Below are 14,689 nucleotides of genomic sequence, written 5' to 3' on the forward strand. Positions count from 1 at the left end.
GATTGCGCTTCCTGTAAAATTCCCGCTCTTTACTGCAACGTTCTCAATTCAAGCGAGCAACGGAATCATGAAAACCTACAGCGCCAGGGCAGAAGACGTGCGCCGCCAGTGGCATCTGATCGACGCCGACGGCAAGACGCTGGGCCGTCTGGCCACGGAAGTGGCCCGTCGCCTGCGCGGCAAGCACAAGCCGGAATACACCCCGAATGTGGACACCGGGGACTACGTGGTCATCATCAACGCCGACAAGGTCCATGTGACCGGGCGCAAGATGGCCGACAAGGTCTATTACCATCACACCGGCTACATCGGCAACTTGAAGTCGATCACCCTGGAAAAGCAGCTGGTCAAGCGGCCGGAGACGGTCATCGAAATGGCGGTCAAGGGCATGATGCCGCGTGGGCCGCTGGGTCGGGCCATGTTTAAGAAGCTCAAGGTCTACGCCGGTGCCGAGCACCCGCATGCCGCCCAGCAGCCGCAGCCGCTGGAACTGTAACGAATTAGGATCACGGAACGAAATGGCTACTGAACAGTATTACGGCACCGGCCGACGCAAATCCTCCAGCGCGCGCGTTTATCTGCGTCGCGGCAACGGTCAGATCACCGTCAACCGCAAGCCGCTGGCAGAATTCTTCGGCCGCAAGACCGCCCAGATGATCGTGCGCCAGCCGCTCGAACTGGTCGAGTTGAGTGATCGCTTTGACGTCAACGTCACCGTCAGCGGTGGCGGCACGACCGGCCAGGCCGGTGCGATCCGCCTGGGATTGGCCCGCGCTCTGATGGAGTACGACGAGGAGCTTCGCGGTCAGCTGCGCAAGGCCGGCTTTGTGACCCGTGACGCCCGTGAAGTCGAGCGCAAGAAGGTCGGTCTGCACAAAGCCAGAAAGGCGACGCAGTACTCCAAGAGATAAGGTCCCAATTGGGGGATCGTCTAGTGGTAGGACTACGGACTCTGACTCCGTCAGCGGGGGTTCGAATCCCTCTCCCCCAGCCAGATACGGAAAGCCCGGCCTCGCGCCGGGTTTTCCGTATCTGGGGGAGAGATTAGATTCGAACCCCGTGTTCGAACCGAGCGAAGCGAGCTCGATGCGAGCCCGCGCCAGCGGGCGCAGTCAATCCCGTGAAATCAAAAGCTTACGGGGCTTTGATCGAGGCCAGCACCCCGCCTTGAGCGGGTTTTTCCGTATCTGGCTGAGGGATCGTACGGATCTGGGCCCCTTTTTCGGAAAAAGCTGACACCGTTTGAGCGGGGATCGCGTATTAGTAGGGTAAGGGACGCAATACTCCGGAGCCGTTTTTCAGGTTGCAGGCCCAGTTCCCATGGGCTACACTCGCTTGAAGTAGTTCTGAAGTAGGGTCGTCTAACTGTCTGCTGCGCCAGCAGAAAGTGTAGTGGCGCAAGGCCGAAACAGAGATTTTGCTTCAGAAACAATCGATTGAGAGGAACACATGATCATGAAATGGATGACAAACAGCCGGAAGCTGCTCTTCGCCGGCGCGGCCCTGGCAGCCAGTTTCGGTCTGGTCCTGAGCGCCCAGGCGCAGACTTGCACCACGACTAATTGGCTGGGTGGCCAAACTGGTTCACCCACCGTGGGCAAACAGGACGGCGACAACCGGCGCTACGGTGGCCCCTGCGGCATGCGTGTGGCGCTGAACGGCACGGCTCACTATGTCACCGATGATACGCCGAACGCAGAAGAGACCTACATCGCCCGTTTCTATGTCTTCCTCGAGAACCCGGGCACTGGGCCTATCAATTTGTTCGCAGCCGATGACGGAGCGGGCAATGATGTTATAGAAGTCGTCTTCGAAAACGGTGCAATCACCCTTTATGTCGAAGATCAAAGCGGTACACCGCACGCAATCCCGGCAGGGGGTGTTGCGGTCGGTAACGGCTGGCACTCGGTCGAATTTGCCTGGGAACAACTTGGCAGCGCCCAGATTTCGCTGAATGTTGACGGCGCCGGCGAGCAGACAGCGACTGTCGACACGACCGGAATTACGATCGCGAATGCCCATCTCGGCAACCTCAATGGTGCTGCCGGCGGTGGTCTGGTCGACTTTGATGATTTCGACTCGCGCCGCTCCTCGAAGCCTGGACGGCTTACGGTCGGGGATGCTAATGCTGACGCAGCAATGGGTGTTGGCGACCTTGTCGCAATACTCAGTGAAATGAATGAACAATCGTTCGCTGCCGGTCAGCCAGACTGCAATGAGGATGGCAACGTTGCAGTGGGTGACTTGGTTTGTGTACTCGACATTCTCAATAGTCTGTAAAGTTTCTCAAGAAACATCTATTAAGGTTGTAACAAATGAAGAAATTACATCTAAAAGTAGTCGGGGTTGTCGCGAGCTTTTTCCTGGCATCGTGGGCATGGGCTCAGGACCCGGTCGCCGTCAGCCTTTCGGACGAGTCCGGTAATCCTGGCGATACGGTCGAGGTTGCTTTCACCTTTCAAGGCAACGGGGAGTCCTCCGGCTTTGAGGGCGATATTACCTATGACGACACTGACTTCTCGGCCATCGACCTCAGCGACTGCCTTCAAGGTAGTACTGCCAGTATCGATAGTTGTACGCATCCGGGCGGAGATACCACAATAATCCGGATCGTTCTCGCCAACGATGCTGCAACGCCGCTTGAGGACTTCACGGGAATCATTCGGTTTACGATTGACGGCGGAGCAACAGCGCCGCAAACCATTCCCTTGGCGTGGGATGCGACTTCGCTTGATGCGACCGATCCGGCCGCCGACGTCAACGCCACTGACGGGTCAGTTTCAGTTCAAGAAGGACCACAGCCGCAGCTCGAGTTCACGCCGGTGTCAGGTTCGACGCTCGACTTCGGTGGTCAGGAACAAGGCACGACCAGCGATCCTCAGTCAGTCGAAGTATGTAATGTCGGGGATTCGGGGACCACAATTGATAGCATTTCCGCCGCACTGACTGGCGGTGATACGGGCGAGTTCAGTGTTGATGACAGCGCATGCACTGGTGCCACGCTTGGCCAAAATGATTGCTGCACCGTGCAGGCCACGTTTTCACCAAGTGCAGGCGGGAATACCGCCTTTTCAGCAACTATGGACATCAATACATCTGAAGGTGTCGGAAACTTTACGCTCAGCGGTGAAGGTACTGATGGCCCCGCGGGCAGCGTTTCGATTGCTCCCAACCCCTACGATTTCGGCGAATTGCTGACCAACGATGAAACCGCGACGCAGACCTTCACTGTGACCAACAACGGCGATGCTGGTTCGGAAGTGACGTTCGATCCCGCCTCGCTTGCCGGTGATACAGGTGAGTTCAGCATCGTTGCCGACAACTGTAACGGCCAAACGGTTGCCGATGGCGACAGTTGCACGGTTGACGTTGAGTTCGCGCCCGCTAACGATGGTCCTTGGTCGGTGGACCTGACGGTTGGTGGTACGGATGGCAATGGCGACGCCCGCCAGGATACGGCCACCATTACGGGTGACGGTGTCTCTGAAGCCCGCTTCTCCTCCGAACCACCTCCCGGTGGTGTCAACATGGGCGTTTCGGCGCCGGGTGGTTCATTGGATCAGGCCGTGACGGTGTTCAACGAGGGCAACCAGAACCTGACGGTTAACAACTGTACGGAGACTGATCCTGACAATCTGTTTACGTTCACACCTGCGGCCGGTTCGATCAATTTCGATATCGCCCCGGATGCAAGCAATAGCTTCCAAGTGAGTTGCAGTGTGCCGGAACCGGGTACGTTCTCGGCCAGCCTGAGCTGCGATACCAATGATCCGAACAACGCGACGGTTACCTACAATTTCACCTGCAACGGCCGGATTCTCGAAATTCCGACCATGCAGCCGTGGGGCCTCGTGTTGCTGACCATGCTGATGCTGATGATCGGTGGTCTGAGCATCCGCTACTTCCGGGTCTGATCGACTGACCCGGACAGTCGCTACGCGGCGCGCGTAGCGACCATTTGAAAACCCTGAAGCCGCCGGAACCCGTTTCCGGCGGCTTTTTTTGTTGGTCATGACGACTGGCCCATGTTCTTCACCCGGTTCCGGTTTAGAATTCCAGCATGACCCTGCAACGTCTTGTCGACAGACTCGGTTCGCTGGCGGAGATCCGAACCATCGACTGGCTACGCTACGTCGGCGTTCTGGTCTGGCTGCTGACGGCAATCCCGTTGATCCTGCTACCCTGGCTGTTGCCGGAAAAACCCGAACCCAACGCCATCGCCGGCTGGTGGTCGGCAGCCGTCCTTTTTCTGCTGGTTCTCTGGCATCCGGTGATTGGCCAGCAGCGCGGAGCGGCGTTCTGGAAACGGGTGCTGGCGATGCTCGTCCTATCGATCTCGGCACTGGGCGTAACCCATTTCACCCAAAGTGGCCTGGGCAGCCTGCTGGGCATGATGGTGGCTGCGCTCCTTCCCTGGGTGCTGCCCATGGTGATCGGCATCGGCTGGGTGATTGGCCTGGCGCTGGCCTTCAGCTTGTGGATTATGTTCAGTCCACAGGGAAGCTGGTTGCTGGTGCTGGTCTACCTCCTGATGAACCTGGGATTGACTTCCTTTCCCTTCATTGCCTCGCTGCTGGCGCTCAAGCAAATGCAGGCCCGGGCCGAACTCCGGCGAGTCAATTCCGAGCTGTTGGCGACCCAGTCGTTGCTGACAGAGAATACGCGCATTGCCGAGCGGGTCCGGATTTCACGTGAACTGCACGACCTGGTTGGACACCACTTGACCGCGTTGACCTTGAATCTCGAGGTTGCCAGCCACACCAGCGAGGGCAAGCCCCGGGAACATATCGATCAGGCCGCGTCGATTGCCCGGCTGCTGCTGGCGGACGTGCGCGAGGTGGTCAGCGACATGCGCAGCGACGACCGGGTCAACCTGCGCCGGGCGCTTGAAATGCTGGCCTCCGGTGTGCCGGATCTGGAAATTCACCTGGATGTTCCCGAAGACCTGGCCCAGACCGACCCCAAACGCGCGCAGATTCTTCTGCGCTGCGCCCAGGAACTGATTACCAATACCGTACGCCATGCCCAGGCCAGCACGCTCTGGATCAGCCTCACGGAAGGCGAACACGGGCTCGTCCTCAAGGCGCGCGACGATGGTCGCGGCGCGCCCAACCTGATTCCGGGCAACGGCATCAGCGGCATGCGTGAACGATTGCGCGAGCTCGGCGGGCGGTTGGACATCGCCACCCGACCCGGTGCAGGCTTTCAGGTCAAGGCGTGGATTCCGGTGGAGCGGACAACATGATCCGAGTAATGCTGGTCGACGATCAGACCCTGGTGCGTCAGGGCGTACGTTCCCTGCTCGAACTGTCCGAGGACATCGAGATCGCGGATGAGGCTCCGGACGGGCAGTCGGCCATTGATCGCATCCCGGAAGTCGACCCCGACGTATTGTTGCTGGACATGCGCATGCCCGGAAAAACCGGCCTGGATGTGATGCGTGAACTGGGCGAGCGCGATCAGCTGCCGCCGACGATCATTCTGACCACCTTCGATGACGACGACCTGGTGCTGGCCGGTATTGCCAGCGGCGCCCGTGGCTACCTGCTCAAGGACGTGGCCTTCGAAGAACTCATGTCGGCGGTCCGGGCCGTGGCCGAGGGCAAGACGCTGGTCAAGCCGGCGGTGACCGAGCGCCTGATGAAAGGGCTCGGCCAGATGCGCACCGAGTTTTCCAGCTTGTCGCAGCCCGATCCCCTGACCGACCGGGAAACCGAGATCCTGCGACTGATGGCCGGCGGCTATTCCAACAAGGAGATCGCTTCGGCGCTGAACGTGGCCGAAGGCACGGTCAAGAATCACGTCTCCAACATCCTTTCGAAGATGGGCGTGCGTGATCGCACCCGTGCAGTACTCAAGGCACTGGAAGGCGGCTTGATCTAGCCCGACCCCCCTGTTGCCCCGAAGTCCCGTCCCCCGTAGCCGTGCCAACCCAACCGCGCGGGATCCCGGCTCAAGGCCGGGACGACCCTGGGTTCTGTCGCCCCGGAAGCCGCGTAGCGCAGGCAATTGAGGGAGCCCGGTTTTCGCCGTCAGGCGAAAGAAGGGGTTCCGGAGTGCCGCTAGCGCGTGGCTATCCGGGGTCTCGCACGCTGCCAGCCAGCACTGACCTGCTAGAATCAGATTTTTTCCACGGAGCAAAGCTCGCCATGATCCGACTCATTCTTGCCCTCCTGATCCTTTCCCTGGCCGCCTGCGGCGGTGATCGAAACGGGACCGAAACAAGCGACGAATCCGCACAGTCCGCCGCTCAGTCGCAGCCGGCCGATGCCCCCGACGATGCCGCCGAAGGCGAGTCCGGCGATGAACTGCCGACCGTTCCCGAACCCGGCATCGAGGCCGAGCGTTTCGCCGAGCACGTTGCGACCCTGGCCTCCGACGAGTATCAGGGCCGGGCGCCGGGTACGCGCGGTGGCCGCATGACCATCGACTACCTGGTGCGACAGTTCAGCGAGATGGGGCTGGCGCCCGGTTATGGCGACAGCTACCTGCAGCCGGTGCCCATGAACGAGCTGACCAATGCCGAGCGCAGCGACATCCGCGTCGAGGTCGGGGGCGAAGAGAAGGTCTACAGCTACCCGGAAGACATGGTCATCAACTCCCGCCGACTGGGTACCGATCCACAGTCGGTCGAGGACTCGGAAATCGTTTTCGTCGGTTACGGCGTGGTCGCTCCCGAATATGACTGGAATGACTACGCCGGTCTGGATGTCGAGGGCAAGACGGTGGTCATTCTGGTCAACGATCCCGGATTTGCCAGCGGCGACGAAAACCTGTTCAACGGTCGTGAGATGACCTACTACGGCCGCTGGACCTACAAATACGAAGAAGCAGCTCGGCAGGGCGCCGCCGCGGCGCTGGTGGTCCACGAGACGGAGCCGGCCTCTTATCCCTGGGAGGTGGTGGTCAACTCCTGGTCCGGTGCCGAGTTCGTGCTCACCAGTGACGAGAATGAGCCGCGCGTCGCTCTCGAGGGCTGGCTGACCGTCGATGCCGCGCGCGATTTGTTCACGCGATCCGGCCAGGACTACGACGCCCTCAAGGAGTCTGCCCGGCAGCCGGGCTTCGAAGCCGTCAGTCTCGGTGCGACGGCTAATGCCGAGGTACGCAACAGCGTTCGCTCCGGCACGTCCTACAATGTGTTGGCCTTGCTTCCCGGCGAGGAGCGTCCTGACGAAGCCGTGATCTACATGGCTCACTGGGATCACCTCGGCCGCAATATGGCGATTTCGGGCTCGGATGGTATCTACAATGGCGCCGTCGACAATGCCAGCGGCACGGCCGGACTGCTTGAACTGGCACGGTCGCATGTGCGGGCCGGTGCGGCTGATCGCTCGATTCTTTTCGCGGCGGTAACCCTGGAAGAGTACGGACTGCTCGGGTCACGACATTATTCCAACGATCCGGTTTTCGAACCGGGCCAGACCGTGGCCGGCATCAACATGGATGCCCTGACCGTCCTGGGTCCGACCAACGACGTCACTGTGGTCGGTTACGGCGCTTCGGAACTGGAAGGCATCCTGGCTGCCGCAGCCGAGCGCCAGGGCCGGCATATCGAGCAGGAGCCGAGCCCGGAGGCCGGTTACTACTACCGATCGGATCACTTCAACCTGGCCAAGATCGGTATTCCGGCGCTCTACGCCAAGGGCGGGGTGGATCATCGCGAGCATGGCCGCGAATTTGGTCTGGAGTGGCAGGCCGAGTACCGTGCCGAGCGCTACCACAAGCCGGCCGATACCTGGAGTGATGACTGGGACCTGCGTGGCGTGATCGAGGATCTCGAACTCTACTATGTCGTCGGTCGCCACCTGGTCGAGTCGGATGACTGGCCGGAGTGGTACGAGGGCAACGAGTTCAAGGCGATTCGGGAAGAGAGCCGGCAGTAGGACTGCTGCTCTGTCATCCTGACCGCCTGACCCCTGTCGTCCCGGCCCTGAGCCGGGACCTCCCACGCTTGTGCTTGCACGGCCCGGACGCATTGCCCACCGACAGGTGCGAGGCCCCGGATAATCGCTCAGCGATTTCCGGGGTGACAGGACTGAAGTCGTCCCGGCCTTGAGCCGGGACCTCCCACGGTTGTGCTTGCACGGCCCGGACGCAATGCCCGCCGACAGGTGCGAGGCCCCGGATAATCACGCGCTACCGGCATTCCGGAAGCCTAACGGTGAAAACCGGCCTTCCTGCATTGCCTGCGCTGCGCGATTTCCGGGGTGACGGGGAGGTCAGGCCCTTCCGACGTCGGAATCCTGCGGCGAGTGCAGGTATTCGCTCTCCTCGGCTGACTGCATCACTTGATCCACCAGCTCCTCGATGCGCTCGCGCGCCGTGGTCAGGTCGTCTTCGGAGGGTACCGGGGCTTCGGGCTGGTGAGCGTAGAGCCAGAAGTGAACGGCGCCTGCGATCAGGCCGTCGGCCAGCGCCCAGGGGTCGGCGTCCGGACTTTCCGCCGACAGTCGGTTGCCGAGGTCCACGACTGCGTCGGCGGCATCGTCGAACAACATGTCGTCATTGCTGGCCATGACTTTTCTCCGTAAGGCGTTCAGAATTTGCTGCGGTTTGGCCGATAGCCGGACAGGGCATCCTGCGTCAGGCGCCGGCCCAGATCGATGATTTCCCGGGCCCGGTAGAACTCGTGAACCTGGCAGGTGTTCTTGGGCACGCTGATCATGATATCCGAGTGGAAGATAGCCATGTGATGACGTGCGATAGCAGCCTCCATGGTATCGAGTGCCCGCATCATGACCGCCATCAGGCCGGGTCGTGAACTAGTCTCGCCCTCGTCCTCGGAATTGCGCCAGCTGTTCATGAATTCGCGCACCTTCTGGAACATGCCGTTGCTGTCTTCGTCGGCTTGTCGGTCGCGCTCGAGCGGCGCGGGATGAACCGACGGGCCATTGGCGTCGACGACGATCACCAGGTCGTTGATGGCGCGCAGGGTGGGCGCGATCGGAACGGGGTTGAGAATGCCACCGTCAATCATCGTGCGTCCGCGGTATTCGTGCGGCGTGAACACGCCCGGGATGGCGATGGATGCGCGAATGGCGTCGAAAAGTGGTCCCCGGTCGAGCCACAGTTCCCGGCCCGAGTCGAGATCGACGGCCACGGCCGTGAAATCGATCTTCAGGTCTTCGATCTCGTACTCGCCGATCAGCTCGGCCAGCTTGTTGATGATCCTGCGCCCGCGAATCAGTCCGCCGCCGGACAGGGTCCAGTCGACCAGCGCGAGCACGTCGGACTGGGCGAGCCCGCAAATCCAGTCCTCGTAGGCATCGAGCCGGCCGGCAGCGTGGATGCCGCCGATCAGGGCGCCCATCGACGAACCCGCGATTGTTCGGATTTCCACGCCGGCATCCTCGAGCGCCCGGATCACGCCGATATGGGCCAGCCCGCGCGCACCGCCTGAACCCAGCACCAAAGAGACTGTCTGCCCGGATAAGGAGCGATTCAATTCGGTCATATCGAGATTCTAGCCTAGGGCGCCGGCACGTCGAACGCCTGGCGCACCCAGGCGAGGTAATGCTGGTCGGTCGACACGACCTTGCCGGGCGAGTCGGACAGCTTGACCACTGGCTGGCCGTTGCACTCGGTCATCTTGATGACGATGTTGGCCGGTTTCACGCCGAGATCGTGGGTGAGATTGGTGCCGATGCCGAAGCTGACGTTGGTGCGGTCGCGAAACCGCTGCCAGATTTCGGCTGCCCGCGGTATATCCAGAGAATCGGAGAAGATCAGGTTGCGTGACTCTGGATCGACCCGGTTCTTGCGGTAGTGCTCGACCATTGCTTCGCCCCATTCCATCGGGTCGCCGGAATCCTGGCGGGCACCGTCGAAGAGCTTGCAGAAGTACATGTCGAAATCGCGCAGGAAGGCCTTGAGGCTGTAGGTGTCCGATAGCGCGATGCCGAGGTCACCGCGGTACTCGCGCGCCCAGACCTCAAAGGCGAAGCGCTGGGTTTCGGCCAGGCGCGGGCCGAGCGCCTGGCAGGCCTGGATGAACTCGTGCGCCATCGTGCCGATGGGTACCAGGCCGAGTTCCTTGGCCAGTCGCACGTTGCTGGTACCGCGGAAGCTGCCTGGAATCTCCCGGGCGAAAGTCTCGACGACTTCGTCGTGCCATTCTCGCGAGAAGCGACGCCGGGTTCCGAAATCGGCAAAGATGAACTCGTCGGGCCGATCGAGGGCCTGGACCTGTTCGACCTTTTTGTGCAGGCGGCGTCGGCCCTCGTCGAGAGAATGGTCAGGCCAGGCATGGCGGCTGTAGAGCTCGCTGATGATGGCCAGTACCGGCACCTCGAACAGGATGGTGTGCAGCCAGGGCCCGCGAATCGTGATAGTGAGCTGCTCGCCGTCCTCGCCGATTTCGACGAAGCGCGACTGCAGGTGGAACAGGCGCAGGAACTCGATGAAGTCCGACTTCATGTAGCGCAGACTGCTGAGGAAATTCAGCTCCTCCGGGCCGAGCATGAGAGAGCACAGGTGCTCGATTTCGCGTTCCAGGTCCTGGCGAATCGGTCGGAGATCGATGCCCTCGCTGCGGCAATTGAAGCGGTACTCGACCTCCGCACCGGGGAACTGGTGCAGAACGGTCTGCATCATCGAGTACTTGTAGATGTCGGTGTCGAGCAAGGATTCGATGATCATGCCGCCTGCTCCAATTCGTCACAGCTCTCGATGAATTCGATACCGACCGCTTTCATCGCCTGCAGTGCCTTTTCGACACTCTCATCGGCAATTCCCCGGCAAGCGGCCCGGTTGAGAATGACCTGGAAACCGGCCTGCTGCAGCTGGCGGGCAGTCGCCCAAACGCAGAAGTCGGTGGCCAGGCCGCCGACCAGTACGTGACTGACCTCGCGTGCGTCGAGCCACTCGATGACGCCGGTGCTCATCTCCTCGGCGATGTCGTGATAGCAGGCGCCATAGGGGTGCATGTCCAGCTCCACACCCTTCCAGACAAAGAAGTCGTAGTCGGCCGGGCGGGGCAGGCCGGGTACCAGCTTGAAGCCCTCGGTGCCTGGGACGGCATGCACCGGCCAGTGCTCCTCGACGTTCTCGCCTCCGACACCGCCCTGGCCGATCTTTTCCGGGTCCTCGGTGACCCACACCGCCTTGGGGCTATGCGAGTCTTTCGATCCGAGGCGGTAGGCGGCGCATCTGGCCTGCCGATTGAGCTCCGGGCCGATGGTGTCGCCTTCCTCGACCGGTAGTTCCTCCGGGCACAATGGCGTAAAAGTGCGCTGTGCGTCCACATCGAAGCTTGCAACGTATTGTTTTTCAGGAATTTTCATAACAACTAGGTGGCGGTGTCCTCACAAATTCAGATGCGGTCGATGGCTCCGAATGGCAACCATCGTGACGACAGGATACGGAGAATGCGTCATCCCGGACGGCGCACAAGCGCTGATCCGGGATCTCGCACATCGCCTGTTGCTTGCGCTTCCAGGGCCGTGCCGCGCGACCGCTGTGCGAGGTCCCGGCTCAGGGCCGGGACGACGGGCCCACGCTCGCCACGGTGCGTCGATCAACCGCTTATGGATGCAGTGGCCGCGGGGATGGCCTCGAACAGCTCATGCTGGCTGTCCGTGTAATCGATCGGGCAGTCGATCAGGTGCACGCCAGGGCTTGCCAGGCATTCTTCCAGCCGTCGGGTCAGGTGATCGGCTGACTCGACGCGATGGCCGCGAGCGCCATAGCTCTCCGCGTACTGGACAAAATCGGGGTTGCCGAAGTCGAGTCCGAAATCGGCCAGTCCCATATCTTGCTGCTTCCACTTGATCATGCCGTAGGCATCGTCGCGCAGCAGCAGGACAACCAGGTCGAGGCCGAGGCGTACGGCTGTTTCCAACTCCTGCGAGTTCATCATGAAGCCGCCGTCGCCGCACACAGCCAGGACTTTGCGGTCCGGATGGACGAGGCGGGCGGCCATGGCGACCGGCAGCCCGGCGCCCATGGACGCCAGGGCGTTGTCGAGCAAAAGGGTATTGGAGCGCGTGGTGCGGTAGTTGCGCGCGAACCAGACCTTGTAGAGGCCGTTGTCGAGGCTGACGATGCCGTCCTCGGGCATGGCATCACGCACAGCGTGGACGATCCGGCGAGGATGGATCGGGAAATTGTCCAGGTCGCGCCCGCGCTCCAGATCCTCGAGCATGGCAGCCCGGACTCGGTGGGCGAACTCGAAATCCCAGTGTTCCTGTGCCTCGATTCTCTCGTCGATCTGCCAGATCGCATTGGCGATGTCACCGGTGACTTCGAGCTGCGGGAAATAGACCGGATCCACCTCGGCGCTGAAGAAGTTGACATGAATGACGGTGCGACGACCCTCGCGCATGAAAAACGGCGGTTTCTCGACCACATCGTGGCCGATGTTGATGATGCAGTCGGCCTTGTCGATGACGCGGTGGGCATAGTCGCCTTCCGACAGCGCAGCGGTGCCCATCCAGCAATTGGTCTCACCCACAACACCCTTGCCCATCTGAGTGCTCACGAACGGAATGCCGGTGTGGTCGATGAAACGTCGCAGCATGCGTGCGGTGAGCTTGCGGTTGGCGCCGGCCCCGATCAGCAGCAGCGGGTGGCGGGCTTTTTCTATGGCTTCCACGGCCGTCTCGATCGCCTTTTCCTCCGCCACGGGGCGACGGTGGTAACTGGCCGTGATCGGCGCCTCGTCGGTTTCCTCCTCGGCAATGTCCTCGGGCAGCTCCAGGTGAGTCGCGCCGGGACGCTCTTCCTCAGCCAGTCGGAACGCCTCGCGAACGCGGGACGGGATCGTTGCTGCCGATACAATCTGCCGGGTGTAGCGAGTGACGGGCCGCATCAGGTCGACCACATCGATGACTTGGAAATGGCCCTGTTTGGACGTCTTGATCGGTTTCTGACCGGTAATCATCACCAGCGGCATCGCACCCAGTTCGGCGTAGGCCGCCGGTGTGACCAGGTTGGTCGCTCCGGGCCCGAGGGTCGACAGGCACACACCCGGCTTGCCGGTCAGGCGGCCGTAGCAGGCAGCCATGAAGCCCGCACCCTGCTCGTGACGGGTGACGATCAGGCGGATGCTCGATTCGCGCAGGGCTTCGAGGATTTCCAGATTTTCCTCGCCGGGGACGGCGAAGACGTACTCGACGCCCTCGTTTTCCAGGCACTGGATGAATAGTTGTGCGGCTTTCATGTGTTTATGGTGCCCCATTGGGGGTGAATGTGCCACTTGCCTGCTTCGCAGGCTGGTTCGTCAGCTCGCTGCCGCTGGGTTGGCTGATGCCACCGGTCGCTGTGGCGCCCTCGACAAGTCAAAGGCGATTTCGCCCGGCCTGCTGCGCAGGCGCTGGATTGGTTGACGCCGCTGGTCGCTGCGCGAGTCTCGACAAGTCAACTTCTGTTTCGCCCGCCTGCTACGCAGGCTGATGGCGAGTAACTTTTTTCTCGCGCGAAAAAAGTCACCAAAAAACGCGCTTAAAAGCAGGCGGTTACGTCTCAGGAACCTTTGAGCGGAGTGGCTTCACAGACTGTGGCTGGGGCCTTGCTTGGGCCCGGCTGCGGAACATGCTGGCTTACGATGACGCCTGCAGCGGCCCGCATCTGGCACGACGACTTCGAGCGGCATACCACCCCCGACCACTTCTTCACTCTTAATCGAAGCCGACCCCGATCGAGGTCGTGCTGTCTGGGTGCGGGCTACGCCAGGGCTTTATCGAAAATGCCATGTTTCACGACCGAGCATTAGCGAAGGCACGAACGGTATCTCCGTTAAGCCCACTAGACATCTGGTCCTGCGGAACATCCGCGTCTTCTAAGAGCGTTTTTGGTGACTTTTGTCGAGACTGACAAAAGTTACTCGCCCAAAGAGCTTGCGAAGCAAGCCGGGCGAAACCGCCTTTGACTTGTCGAGGACGCCACAGCGATCGGTGGCGTCAGCCAATCCAACGCCTGCGAAGCAAGCGGCTTGCAGCAAACCAGCCACAATGGCAATCTGATGGCATGCCAACCAATGCCGACTACCGCGCCGCTTACCGGCACGAAAACATCGGCCCGAACTATTCGGGTAAGGCGCATTTCGCGTTCGTGTTGGTCTTCGCCCTGGGTGGCATTGCGCTGTGTATCTGGCAGCTCCAGGCGGTCAGTCCGCTTGAGTGGCTGGCTGTCCCGCTGACCTTTCTTTATGCCAACCTGGTCGAATACGTCGGCCATCGCTGGGTCATGCACCGCAGCGTTCCCGGTCTGACCCTGATCTACAAGCGCCATGCCGGTCAGCATCATCGGTTTTTCACGGATCGGCACATGGCCCTGGAAGGTTGGCAGGACTGCAAGGTGGTGCTGTTTCCGGCCGTGTTGATGATTTTCTTCTTCGGCTTGTTTGCCGCACCGATCGGGTTGCTGCTCGCCTGGCTCGCTACCGCCAACGTGGCCTGGTTGTTCGTCGCCACCGCCCTGGGCTATTACCTCAACTATGAATTGCTGCACCTGGCCTACCATGTGCCGGAAGATTCGCGCCTGCTCAATGTCCCGTTCCTGCGCCGCCTACGCCGCCTGCACCATCGCCATCACGACACCGCGCTGATGACTCACAAGAACTTCAATATCACCTATCCCATTGGGGATTGGCTGTTTCGAACCCGGGTCTGATGAGACGCCTGTTGTCCCGGCCCCAGAGCCGGGACCTCGCACGCTGTGGTTTGGCACGGCCCAACTGAGTGCCAAC

Annotated in this window: 13 protein-coding genes and 1 tRNA gene; 9 read left to right on the forward strand and 5 right to left on the reverse strand. The window is 61.2% G+C overall.

Translation table 11 applies throughout. The features are described 5' to 3' along the window. Positions 1-67: 67 nt before the first annotated feature. The 8 genes from rplM (at position 68) to G4Y73_RS03285 (ending at position 7,886) form a co-directional block, all read left to right on the forward strand. The gene (rplM, locus tag G4Y73_RS03250) at positions 68-496 is read left to right on the forward strand and encodes a 50S ribosomal protein L13 (protein WP_164229328.1); all 429 of its coding nucleotides are present in this window, start codon (positions 68-70) and stop codon (positions 494-496) included. A gap of 22 nt (positions 497-518) precedes the next feature. Further along, the gene (gene rpsI, locus G4Y73_RS03255; protein WP_164229330.1) at positions 519-911 is read left to right on the forward strand and encodes a 30S ribosomal protein S9; all 393 of its coding nucleotides are present in this window, start codon (positions 519-521) and stop codon (positions 909-911) included. A 9-nt stretch (positions 912-920) separates the two neighbouring features. Further along, a tRNA-Gln gene (locus G4Y73_RS03260) sits at positions 921-994 on the forward strand. Positions 995-1,449: 455 nt separating this feature from the next. Continuing rightward, the gene (locus G4Y73_RS03265) at positions 1,450-2,280 is read left to right on the forward strand and encodes a hypothetical protein (RefSeq protein WP_164229332.1); all 831 of its coding nucleotides are present in this window, start codon (positions 1,450-1,452) and stop codon (positions 2,278-2,280) included. Between the two features lie 35 nt (positions 2,281-2,315). Next, on the forward strand, positions 2,316-3,914 hold the full coding sequence (locus tag G4Y73_RS03270; RefSeq protein WP_164229334.1) for a choice-of-anchor D domain-containing protein: 1,599 nt from the start codon (positions 2,316-2,318) through the stop codon (positions 3,912-3,914). 146 nt (positions 3,915-4,060) lie between these two features. Continuing rightward, the gene (locus G4Y73_RS03275; protein WP_164229336.1) at positions 4,061-5,245 is read left to right on the forward strand and encodes a sensor histidine kinase; all 1,185 of its coding nucleotides are present in this window, start codon (positions 4,061-4,063) and stop codon (positions 5,243-5,245) included. Next, positions 5,242-5,883 carry a response regulator transcription factor gene (locus G4Y73_RS03280; protein ID WP_164229339.1) on the forward strand — a complete coding sequence of 214 codons (642 nt, stop codon included), beginning with the start codon at positions 5,242-5,244 and terminating at the stop codon, positions 5,881-5,883. Before G4Y73_RS03275 ends, G4Y73_RS03280 begins: the two co-directional genes overlap by 4 nt. Positions 5,884-6,149: 266 nt before the next feature. Then, positions 6,150-7,886 carry a M28 family metallopeptidase gene (locus G4Y73_RS03285; protein ID WP_164229341.1) on the forward strand — a complete coding sequence of 579 codons (1,737 nt, stop codon included), beginning with the start codon at positions 6,150-6,152 and terminating at the stop codon, positions 7,884-7,886. 336 nt (positions 7,887-8,222) lie between these two features. Here the strand turns inward: G4Y73_RS03285 and G4Y73_RS03290 are convergent, their stop codons facing one another. The 5 genes from G4Y73_RS03290 to G4Y73_RS03310 all read right to left on the reverse strand — a co-directional run bounded on the left by G4Y73_RS03290 (position 8,223) and on the right by G4Y73_RS03310 (position 13,162). Continuing rightward, positions 8,223-8,519, reverse strand: coding sequence for a hypothetical protein (locus G4Y73_RS03290; RefSeq protein ID WP_240451125.1), 297 nt, complete (start codon positions 8,517-8,519; stop codon positions 8,223-8,225). Between the two features lie 20 nt (positions 8,520-8,539). Beyond that, entirely contained in the window at positions 8,540-9,457 is a 918-nt protein-coding gene (locus G4Y73_RS03295; RefSeq protein WP_164229343.1) for a patatin-like phospholipase family protein, read from the reverse strand. Positions 9,458-9,471: 14 nt separating this feature from the next. Further along, positions 9,472-10,641 (reverse strand): nicotinate phosphoribosyltransferase, encoded by a 1,170-nt coding sequence (pncB, locus tag G4Y73_RS03300; RefSeq protein WP_164229345.1) that lies wholly within the window; start codon positions 10,639-10,641, stop codon positions 9,472-9,474. Continuing rightward, positions 10,638-11,246 (reverse strand): isochorismatase family protein, encoded by a 609-nt coding sequence (locus tag G4Y73_RS03305; protein ID WP_205596462.1) that lies wholly within the window; start codon positions 11,244-11,246, stop codon positions 10,638-10,640. Before G4Y73_RS03305 ends, pncB begins: the two co-directional genes overlap by 4 nt. Positions 11,247-11,518: 272 nt before the next feature. Further along, positions 11,519-13,162, reverse strand: a complete 1,644-nt coding sequence (locus G4Y73_RS03310) for an acetolactate synthase large subunit (protein ID WP_164229349.1) — start codon at positions 13,160-13,162, stop codon at positions 11,519-11,521. A gap of 806 nt (positions 13,163-13,968) precedes the next feature. On the opposite strand from G4Y73_RS03310, the gene G4Y73_RS03315 reads away from it, so the two are divergent. Further along, a complete protein-coding gene (locus G4Y73_RS03315) occupies positions 13,969-14,613 on the forward strand; it encodes a fatty acid hydroxylase family protein (RefSeq protein WP_164229351.1) in 645 nt (214 codons plus the stop codon). Positions 14,614-14,689 lie beyond the last annotated feature (76 nt).

Source organism: Wenzhouxiangella sp. XN201 (assembly GCF_011008905.1).
GTDB lineage: Bacteria > Pseudomonadota > Gammaproteobacteria > Xanthomonadales > Wenzhouxiangellaceae > Wenzhouxiangella.

Coding starts and splice junctions, on each gene's coding strand:
- rplM (WP_164229328.1), top strand. CDS start 68: ATGAAAACCTACAGCGCCAGGGCAGAAGACGTGCGCCGCCAGTGGCAT.
- rpsI (WP_164229330.1), top strand. CDS start 519: ATGGCTACTGAACAGTATTACGGCACCGGCCGACGCAAATCCTCCAGC.
- G4Y73_RS03265 (WP_164229332.1), top strand. CDS start 1,450: ATGATCATGAAATGGATGACAAACAGCCGGAAGCTGCTCTTCGCCGGC.
- G4Y73_RS03270 (WP_164229334.1), top strand. CDS start 2,316: ATGAAGAAATTACATCTAAAAGTAGTCGGGGTTGTCGCGAGCTTTTTC.
- G4Y73_RS03275 (WP_164229336.1), top strand. CDS start 4,061: ATGACCCTGCAACGTCTTGTCGACAGACTCGGTTCGCTGGCGGAGATC.
- G4Y73_RS03280 (WP_164229339.1), top strand. CDS start 5,242: ATGATCCGAGTAATGCTGGTCGACGATCAGACCCTGGTGCGTCAGGGC.
- G4Y73_RS03285 (WP_164229341.1), top strand. CDS start 6,150: ATGATCCGACTCATTCTTGCCCTCCTGATCCTTTCCCTGGCCGCCTGC.
- G4Y73_RS03290 (WP_240451125.1), bottom strand. CDS start 8,519: ATGGCCAGCAATGACGACATGTTGTTCGACGATGCCGCCGACGCAGTC.
- G4Y73_RS03295 (WP_164229343.1), bottom strand. CDS start 9,457: ATGACCGAATTGAATCGCTCCTTATCCGGGCAGACAGTCTCTTTGGTG.
- pncB (WP_164229345.1), bottom strand. CDS start 10,641: ATGATCATCGAATCCTTGCTCGACACCGACATCTACAAGTACTCGATG.
- G4Y73_RS03310 (WP_164229349.1), bottom strand. CDS start 13,162: ATGAAAGCCGCACAACTATTCATCCAGTGCCTGGAAAACGAGGGCGTC.
- G4Y73_RS03315 (WP_164229351.1), top strand. CDS start 13,969: ATGCCAACCAATGCCGACTACCGCGCCGCTTACCGGCACGAAAACATC.